This window comes from Pseudomonas sp. FSL R10-0056 (assembly GCF_009600105.1).
In the GTDB taxonomy this organism is placed as follows: Bacteria; Pseudomonadota; Gammaproteobacteria; order Pseudomonadales; family Pseudomonadaceae; genus Aquipseudomonas; species Aquipseudomonas bubulae.
Map to the genome: position 1 here is coordinate 1 of NZ_WIWL01000164.1, position 204 is coordinate 204.

Annotated in this window: 2 tRNA genes; both read left to right on the forward strand. The window is 58.8% G+C overall.

The features are described from left to right. Nucleotide 1 precedes the first annotated feature (1 nt). A tRNA-Glu gene (locus tag GHO42_RS08490) sits at nt 2–77 on the forward strand. Between the two features lie 50 nt (nt 78–127). Then, a tRNA-Ala gene (locus GHO42_RS08495) sits at nt 128–203 on the forward strand. Nucleotide 204: the final 1 nt, after the last annotated feature.

A 204-nucleotide genomic window follows, 5' to 3' on the forward strand; every position in this document is an offset into this window, starting at 1 on the left:
TGTCCCCTTCGTCTAGTGGCCTAGGACACCGCCCTTTCACGGCGGTAACAGGGGTTCGAGTCCCCTAGGGGACGCCAGTTTTACAGAAGCAGCACTTCGGTGATGCTCCGCCGCCAGGCGATAAATCGGGGCTATAGCTCAGCTGGGAGAGCGCTTGCATGGCATGCAAGAGGTCAACGGTTCGATCCCGTTTAGCTCCACCAA